6 protein-coding genes and 1 pseudogene are annotated in these 8651 nt (G+C 65.2%); 6 read left to right on the top strand and 1 reads right to left on the bottom strand.

Features of this window, described 5'->3' with window-relative positions; translation table 11 throughout:
• From AC5RWU_RS22905 to AC5RWU_RS22925, 5 genes and pseudogenes are all read left to right on the top strand, one after another.
• Positions 1-614, top strand: a 614-nt coding sequence (locus tag AC5RWU_RS22905) for an SDR family NAD(P)-dependent oxidoreductase (protein WP_493986477.1), incomplete at its 5' end; no start/stop codon positions are given.
• Positions 615-1489: 875 nt separating this feature from the next.
• The gene (locus AC5RWU_RS22910) at positions 1490-2137 is read left to right on the top strand and encodes a site-specific integrase (RefSeq protein WP_493986478.1); all 648 of its coding nucleotides are present in this window, start codon (positions 1490-1492) and stop codon (positions 2135-2137) included.
• Positions 2058-3185 carry a tyrosine-type recombinase/integrase gene (locus AC5RWU_RS22915; RefSeq protein ID WP_494037334.1) on the top strand — a complete coding sequence of 376 codons (1128 nt, stop codon included), beginning with the start codon at positions 2058-2060 and terminating at the stop codon, positions 3183-3185. The genes AC5RWU_RS22910 and AC5RWU_RS22915 overlap by 80 nt, the downstream gene beginning before the upstream one ends.
• Positions 3136-4914 carry a tyrosine-type recombinase/integrase gene (locus tag AC5RWU_RS22920; RefSeq protein ID WP_493986480.1) on the top strand — a complete coding sequence of 593 codons (1779 nt, stop codon included), beginning with the start codon at positions 3136-3138 and terminating at the stop codon, positions 4912-4914. Before AC5RWU_RS22915 ends, AC5RWU_RS22920 begins: the two co-directional genes overlap by 50 nt.
• A gap of 50 nt (positions 4915-4964) precedes the next feature.
• Positions 4965-5780, top strand: a pseudogene (locus AC5RWU_RS22925) (IS110 family RNA-guided transposase); the annotation flags it as partial.
• Positions 5781-6151: 371 nt separating this feature from the next.
• Here the strand turns inward: AC5RWU_RS22925 and AC5RWU_RS22930 are convergent.
• Positions 6152-7168, bottom strand: coding sequence for an IS110 family RNA-guided transposase (locus tag AC5RWU_RS22930; protein ID WP_493986481.1), 1017 nt, complete (start codon positions 7166-7168; stop codon positions 6152-6154).
• 384 nt (positions 7169-7552) lie between these two features.
• On the opposite strand from AC5RWU_RS22930, the gene AC5RWU_RS22935 reads away from it, so the two are divergent.
• The gene (locus AC5RWU_RS22935; RefSeq protein WP_493986482.1) at positions 7553-8488 is read left to right on the top strand and encodes a mycofactocin-coupled SDR family oxidoreductase; all 936 of its coding nucleotides are present in this window, start codon (positions 7553-7555) and stop codon (positions 8486-8488) included.
• Positions 8489-8651: the final 163 nt, after the last annotated feature.

An 8651-nucleotide genomic window follows, 5' to 3' on the forward strand; every position in this document is an offset into this window, starting at 1 on the left:
TGGTCGAGGGTATCCGGGCCGTCGGCGGTGAAGCGACGGCGGTCCAGGGCAACACTGCAGTGGCTGACGACAGTAGGAAGGTTGTCGACTTTGCCCTCGAGGCATACGGCACACTGAACTATGCGGTGAACAACGCAGGTGTCGGCAGCAGGACCGCATCGACGGGCGAGATGGACCTGGATGACTGGGACAGGGTCGTGGACGTTAACCTTAACGGCGTCGCCTACGGCATGCGCTATCAGATCCCCGCGATTGTCGCAGCAGGAGCGGGGGCGATCGTCAACCTCTCCTCGGTGCATGGGGTCGTCGCAAACCCCGGCAAATCGGCGTATGTGGCCACGAAGCACGCGGTGGTCGGACTTACCAAGAACGCGGCCGCTGAGTATGGCCCCGAGGGTCTGCGCGTCAACGCGGTGGGGCCCGGATACATCGATACTCCGTTGCTCGCGGCCGCGACGCCGTCAGCACGCGAGCATCTGGTCAGCAAGCATCCTCTCGGACGCTTCGGCACGGCAACGGAAGTCGCAAAGCTCATTCGCTTCCTCCTCTCCGACGATGCCTCGTTCATCACGGGCGGCCACTACGTAATCGACGGTGGATACACGGTGCTCTGACTCAACGGGGCGACGGGACTATCTGATCTCGGGACGAGCGACTGAGCAAAATCTGTTAGCGGTTCGCGACTTGTGTCACCTCCTATTTGCGCCTCACGGTGGTGTCGGAGTGTCAACAGAGGCTCCCGGCGAGGCGGACCTTGAGCACGCCGCGGAGCGTGCAGCCGATCCTCGCTTCGTCTCCTCGCCTCCAGGCGTAGGCGCTAGCTCTAGACAATATGAAGTGAAATCCCCAGTTCGGGCATTCTGCCCGCCCGGATGGCCATTGTCGCCGGGCGGTCCCGCGGCGCCGGCTTCGCAGACAGCGTCCGGTTTGGCCGGAACGCGGTGCCGCGGGCCCTGAACCCCGACGGTGATGTCCATCTGTCCGGGCGGGCAGCAGAAGCTTCGGCATATCAGGGCCGGGGCCTTCTGTGTCACGGGTTCCGTGGATTGCCATTGATCTGGCCGGTTGGCTTGGCCGGCCTGTCGGGGCTGCAATGGTAGTGCCACACGTGAGGCTTGGGAGGTCCCGGCTATGATCGAGCATACTTTCATCGGCCTGGATGTTCACGCGGTGAACATCGTCGGCTGCGCATTCACCCCGGGAACCGGGGAAATCGTGCGGCAAACCATGGCCGCAGACCCGGCGGCGGTGCTGGCCTGGACGCGCCGCTTCGATCCGCCGGTCAAGGCCGTTTACGAGTCAGGTCCGGCCGGGTATGTCCTGGCCCGGTTCCTGCAGGATGCCGGCGTCAACTGTGTGGTTGCCGCGTCCTCGAAGCTGCTGCATGCTCCCGGGGACCGGGTGAAGACCGACGTGTTAACCGAACTAACCGGGGCCGAGGGGGCGAATCGTCTGCGGAGGCGATGGGCATCGGCTAGGTTCTGTTCTGATGGGCATCGAAGAGAACGTTCCGCGGGTATTGTCCGGGCTGGTGGTGCCGCTGTCGGGTGGGCTGAAGGCCACCGGCGATCCCTTCGAACCGTATCGGCTGGTTGACTCTTCCGGTGAGACGATAGGGCCGGCGGCGGCATTCTTCTCCGAGTTGGTGGCATGCGGGCGACCGGCAACGACATTGCGTTCGTATGGCATGGACTTGTTGCGCTGGTTCCGGTTCCTGTCTGCCCTTGGGATGGCGTGGGATCAGGCGACTCAGGCCGAGGCGCGTGATTTCTGCCGTTGGCTGCAGGTGAGTGCCAAGCCGGTGCGGCCGCACTGGCGATACCCCGGCGGCGGCGGACCGGGCTCCGACAAGGCCACCGGGACGGAAAAGGTGACTCCGGGGCCGGGTAGGGCCCCGGACGGTGACCGGTATGCCGCGGTCACCGTTGCGCATTGTGAGAGCGTGCTGCGCGGCTTCTACGACTTTCATCTGGAAGCGGGCACCGGGCCGATGCTCAACCCGTTTCCCCTGTCCCGGGCCCGTGGAGGCGCCCGGGCGCAGTCGCAATCACAACCCGATGGAACCGTTTGCCGGGCAGCGCCGCGGCCGCTATCGGCCCAAGGTCGTGACCCGGGCACCACGGGCGATTCCCGATGAACAATTCGATCAGTTGTTCGCCCGGCTGGGATCGCATCGGGACCGGGCGCTGGTCGCGTTCTGGGTCTCGACCGGTGCCCGGGCTTCGGAGCTGTTGGGGGCCACGGTGGCCGACGTCGATCCAGGGCAGCAGCTGATCACCGTGCTGCGCAAGGGCACCGGCGCGTTGCAGCCGTTGCCTGCCGCGCCGGACGCGTTTATCTGGTTGCGTCTCTATCAGGCACAGGTCTCGGCCCTGGTTCCGCAGGGCAGGGATGAACCGTTGTGGTGGACGCTGCGCCGCCCGTTCCGGGCCTTGAGCTATGACGCGGCACGGGCGATGTTCGATCGGGCAAATGCATCGCTGGGCACGGACTGGTCGCTGCACGACCTTCGTCACACGGCCGCATACCGGATGGCCCGGGATCCGCAGATGCCGTTGACCGACGTGCAGTGGGTCCTCGGACACGCGTACTTATCGACCACGCAGCGCTATTTGAACCCGGTGACCGAGGACGTGATCGCCGGAGTGCTTGCCTTTCACGCCCGCCAGCGGCTGCGCGACCCGGTACCTGCACCCGCCACCCGGGTACCGTCCCGAAAGCCTGCAGATCCTCTTCGGCGGGAACCAGCCATGACGCTCAGTGAACAATTACTCGTCCCGCCGGTGGCCGGTGATCCGGCGGCGGCCCGCGAGGTGGCGCAAACCGGGGCGCAGCTGATGGCCGCGTTCCCCGCCCGCGGAGTCGATTCATCGTGGCCTTCGACCTGTGATGATCGTTCTGCGGTGCTGGCCCGCGTGCTCGCTGCACCGTTCAGCCTGGAGAATCCGAACAGCCAGCGGATCCGCCGGACCGGAGTGCTGGCGGTGCTGGGCTGGCTGGCGGAATTCCCGGGCGGAAACTGGCAGCAACGGTGGCAGGCCAGCGGCGCGGAAGCGGCCTCTGACTGGCGGGACTTGTTCAGCGGCGAGGCCGCCGGCCGGTCGCGGACAGGCACTGGTTCACCGGCACTACCAATTGCTGCGCCGGCATGGTGCCCTGGGCGAGGACGCGCCGGCTGCGATTGAGATGTTCTCCGGCAACGGGCAACCGACGTGCGAGCAGCTGATCGACCGCTACAAGATCAAATGCCGGCCGGTCCGGGACGTGCTCGTCGATTATTTACGTGAACGCCAGATGGCAATGGACTTCTCGACGCTGCAACGCACGGCCTACCTGTTGGGCAAATTGTTCTGGGCCGACCTGGAAGCCCACCAGCCAGGGATCGATTCACTGAAGCTGTCGCCCGAGGTCGCCGCGTCATGGAAAAAACGGGTCATGACCCGGACCCGCACCAGCACCGCTGCCAACGGTGAGCAGATCCAAAGGACCTCGGCACGGCTGGATGGGCGCAGCGTTCTTTCCGCGGTGCGCGCCTTCTACCTGGACCTGGCCGAATGGGCCGATGACGACCCGGCACGGTGGGCTCCGTGGGCGGTGCGCTGCCCGGTCAGCGCCACGGATGTCTCCCACAAGAAAGAGCGGCTGGCCCGCAAATCACGCACGGACCAACGCACCCGCGAACGGCTGCCGGTGCTGCCGGCACTGATCTCGTGGGTGCAGGCCGAACGCTCATGCACCGGTGATCTGCTCGCGGCAGCCGACCGCACCGCTGCCGGCGAGTTGTTTACCGTTGCGGGCCAAACGCTGCGCCGCACCGCCATGAAAACCGAAACCACCGGCCGGGTCTGGGCCGAGGATCCCGCCGGTGGACCACGCCGTGATCTGACCTTCGAAGAGCACCGCGGCTTCTGGACCTGGGCCATGGTCGAGGTGCTGCGCCACACCGGTATCCGCATCGAAGAGCTCAGTGAAATCTCACACCACAGCCTGATCCAATACCGGCTGCCCGACACGGGCCAGCTCGTCCCCTTGCTGCAGATCGCCCCGTCCAAGACCGACGCCGAGCGATTGCTGGTCATCTCGCCCGAGCTCGCCGACGTGCTGTCCCGGATCGTCTCCCGGATCCGCGCCGGGCAACCCCACGTCCCGCCGGTGGTGTCCTACGACAAAAACGAACGCGTCTACAACCCGCCCAGCCCGCTGTTGTTCCAATGGCGGCGGCGCCTGGACAACCGGGCAGTTTCCGAACGGACGCTGCGCCAATATCTTGACCACGCGCTGGAAGAACTCGGCGTCAAGGACGGCGGCGGAGCCGCTATGCGCTACACCTTCCACGACTTCCGCCGGATCTTCATCACCGACGCGATCATGCACGGCATGCCGCCGCACATAGCCCAGCTCGTCGCCGGACACCGCGACATCAACACCACCATGGGATACAAAGCCGTCTACCCCGAAGAAGTCATCAACGGCCACCGTGAATTCATCGCCCGCCGCCGCGCGCTGCGCCCCAGCCAGGAATACCGCACCCCCACCGACGAGGAATGGGCCGAGTTCATCGGCCACTTCGAACACCGCAAAGTTTCCGTCGGTGACTGCGGCCGCTCCTACGACTCGCCCTGCATCCACGAGCACAGCTGTCTGCGCTGCCCGCTGCTGCGGCCCGATCCCACAGCCAGGCCCCGCCTGGTGCAGATCCGCGACAACCTCATCGAGCGCATCGCCGAAGCCGAGTCCCACCGCTGGCTCGGCGAAGCCGAAGGGCTCAAAGTCAGTCTCGCCGGGGCCCGGACCAAACTTGCCGAAATGGACCAAATCACCGCCCGCCGAAACACGACCCAACTCGGCATGCCAACCTTTGCCCAATCCGCCGGCCGCACCAACACCCCGTCCACCGACCGGAAAAGCCCGTGATCACTGGCAAAGATCCTTGAAACTCTTAGTTCGGAGAAGACCGGCGGGACGCCTGGGTCCTGGCCCAGATGCTCGCGGTCGGTACCGTAACCGAGGTGCGGATCCCGGATGCTGCAACCGAGGCGCTGCGGGATCTGTCCCGGCTGCGCGCGGCCGCGGCCCGGGACCTCGCGCATGCCCGCCAGCATGTCAACGCCATCCTGCTGCGCCACGGCATCCGCTACCCGAAGGACACCAAATGGACGCAGGAACACGGCGCGTGGCTGCACCGGCAGCGCTTCGAAGACCCGGTGCTGCAGTTCGCCTATGAGGCCGATGTTGAACAGGCGGAACTGCTCGCCGCACGCCTTCAGCGCATCGACCGGCAGGTCACTGCCACGGCCGCGCAGTGCCGGTACGCGCCGGTGATCAACGCGCTGATGTGCCTGCGCGGCATCCAGACCACCACCGGGTTCGGACTCGCGGTCGAGATCGGAGACTGGACCCGCTTCACCGGCTCCTCCATCGGCTCCTACCTCGGGCTGGTGCCCAGCGAGCAGTCCTCCGGACAGTCCCGCCATCAGGGTCCGATCACCAAAGCCGGCAGCACCTACGCCCGGAAACTGCTGATCGAAGCGGCCTGGCAGCACCGCCGTCCCTACCCCCGCCCCGGGGAACGGCTCCTGCGGCAGCTCGACCTCGTTGACGCGGCCACCCGGATCCGGGCCCTGGAAGGCAACCGGCGGCTGCACCGGAAATGGGAGCACTTCGACGCCCGGCACAAGATGCCGGTCAAGGCCAACACGGCCATTGCCCGCGAGCTGGCCGGCTGGTGCTGGTCGCTGGCCGCGCCCCTGCAGCAGGGAGAACCCATGAAGGCAGCATGACCGATAAGAACGTGCCCCCGGCAGGCGGCGGCAGTGACACGGCAAGCACGCGGAGCCAACCCGGGACGGTTCTATGAGCAGACGGATCACACCGTTGACGCTCGATTCTAGACACCGGCACGCTCCGGCCGAATAATCGTCATGCGGTAGCCAACCCGCGAATATCAGTCTGACCATGCAGTCGAACCATGACTCGCCCCGCTGCCACTAACCTCCGGCCGGCACACAAGGAGCGGCCTCCGGAACAAAGAGCCGGAAGCCGCTCACCTATGTCTATTGACAACCGAACCTACATATCAGAACTGACAGAGGTTACCTATTGCCTCATTGCAATACCTCCGGGAAGACTGATTCGTTGCCTGACACGAAAATTAGGTGCGTGCTGCGTAGCGTTTCAGGGAGCGTTTGATTTCCCGGTAGGTCCGGCCTTCGGCGGTGCGGCGTTCGGCGTATTGTCTGGTGGTCTCGTCGTGGTTCATGCGGACTCTGACGATGACGTCCAGGGCCATGTTCAGCTGCCGGTCGCCGTGGCGGTTGAGCCGGTGCCGCACGGTGTTGCCGCTGGAGGCCGGCAGCGGGGACACACCGGCCAGGGCTGCGAAGGCGGCCTCGGAGCGTATCCGGCCGCGGTGCGAGTACGCGGCCAGGATGACCGCGGCGGTGACCGGCCCGACGCCCTGCAGGTCCAGGAATCCCGGGGCGAGCTGCTCGACCAGGTCCCTGAGCTGCTTCTTGATGCGGTTCAGGTGTCGGCCAGCATCCTTGACGGCGGTGGCGAGCCGGGTTGCTTCCTGCCGGGCGATCTGCTGCTCGACGGTGTCGGAGGCCCGTTCGTCCCAGCCGGCGATCATCGTGATCTGGGCGTCGGTGAGGGCCTCGCGGGCGCCAATGCCGAGGTCGCTGGTGCGCACCAGGGCGTTGAGGGCGTTGCGGTCGGCGGTACGCCGGGTGTCCAGGCCACGGCGTCCGGTCAGCAACACGCGAAGGGCCGCACGCAGCCCGTCGGCGCGCGGAACCGCCAGGCTTTCCACGGAGCGGTGCAGGACCTGCCGGGCCGCTTCGAGCGCGTCAATCGGGTCGGACTTGCCGACGCCGGCACGGGCCTGCCGGCGCGGCGGCTTCACCTCCGCCACCTCGATGCCGGCGGCCTTCAATGCCCGGGTCAGCCCGGCCCCGTAGGAGGAAGTCCCCTCCAGGGCAGCCAGTGCGTTCCCGTCCGTGTTCCGGCTGATCCACGCGAGGGCACGGCCGGTGGCCGCCGCGGTGGCAGGGAACGATTCGGTGGTTGTGCAGGCACCGGTGGCGGTGTCCACAATCGCGTAGGTGTGGGTCCTGGCGTGGGTATCCACGCCAACGACGTGCCCGTACTTTTCTGCAACGATGGTCATTGCGGTGCTTTCCTTCCATGGCAGGTACCGTCTCCGGCGCCGGCCTGGAAGGGTTCTTTCGAGGCAGCTCTCTAATGAGTCACAGGTGGCACCCTGGACGACCTTCTATCAAGCCATCGGAAGAGGACAGGCCGGCGCCGGCCCCACCGAACGGACAGGTCATAAAAAGGACACCGGAGCTCCGGGTCAGAGTCAGCGCGAGTCACGTTCAGCAGGACCGGCAGCCATCCTGCCAGCAGGCACCAGGCCAGCCACAAACCATTAGAGAGTCAACGCGGGATCTTGACGTAGCGTTCGCTATACCGTAGGTTCGAAGCACGCCCCCGATGAGAGATGCATCACACTCGTATGGTCGGGGCAAGAACTAGCGGAAGGCCAATAAGTATGGAACGTCTTTTGGGGCGCACTGCCTTGATCACCGGGGGAGCACGCGGTCAAGGTCGCGCAATCGCGGCGAAGTTCGCGTCGGAAGGCGCGGACATCGTGATCCTCGACATCTGTGGACCGATCGACTCCTTGGACTACGAAATGGGCTCGAAGGCAGAGCTCGATGAAACCAGGGACCTCGTCGAGGGTGCTGGTCGGCGCTGCATCGCGGAGGTCGTCGACGTACGCGACGAGGCGGCGATGACCGCCCTCGCTACGCGAACGGTGCAGGAGTTTGGAGGCATTGACATCGCCGTCGCCAACGCGGGCATCCACACCTACTCATCTATATGGGAGATGGGCGCCAGAGCGTGGCAGGACGTCATCGACGTCAATCTCACTGGAGTATTCAACACGATCAAGGCGGTCGCCCCCTTCATGATGGAGGCTGGCCAGGGCAATATCATCCTGACCGCCTCGTCTAACGGAGTGGAGGGCGGTATCAACAACGCTAGCTACACCGCCTCGAAGCATGGAGTCGTGGGGCTGGGACGCCAGGCCGCAAATGAACTGGGACCGTACAACGTCCGTGTCAACACCGTCCTGCCTGGGCCGATTCACACTCCAATGGTCACCAACCCTAAGCTGCAGCAGCAGCTATCCGGTAGCTCAGACATCCTATCTGCCGAGCAGATTAAGGATCAGACCGTCAACGGACCGCGCCACTGGCATGCGCTGCGCGGTCGGCCGATCCTTCCCGCTTCGGCGATTGCCGACGCGATGATCTGGCTTGCCTCCGACGAGTCCCAACACGTGACCGGAATCCTCCTTCCCGTCGACGCGGGACACCTTGTACTCCCGGGCATGAACTCGAATCCCATTGTGGATGATGAAATCGGGACTTTTGACTACCAAGAACACGCGCTCAGCTCCGGTGTCACTGTCGGGGACTAGGAAAATTCCCAACGCCTGATTTCGTTTGCTTCATCCATGGAATTTGTGCTTAGAGCCTCCGGGAGCCCCTAGTAGTACTTTGTTAGGTTTTCCGGCGAGGGTCTTTTAATCCGCCGGCGGTCCTGTTAATTTCCTGTTGTGGAGATGAACGGGACGGGGCTGC

This window comes from Arthrobacter sp. B0427-1-12 (genome assembly GCF_059092905.1).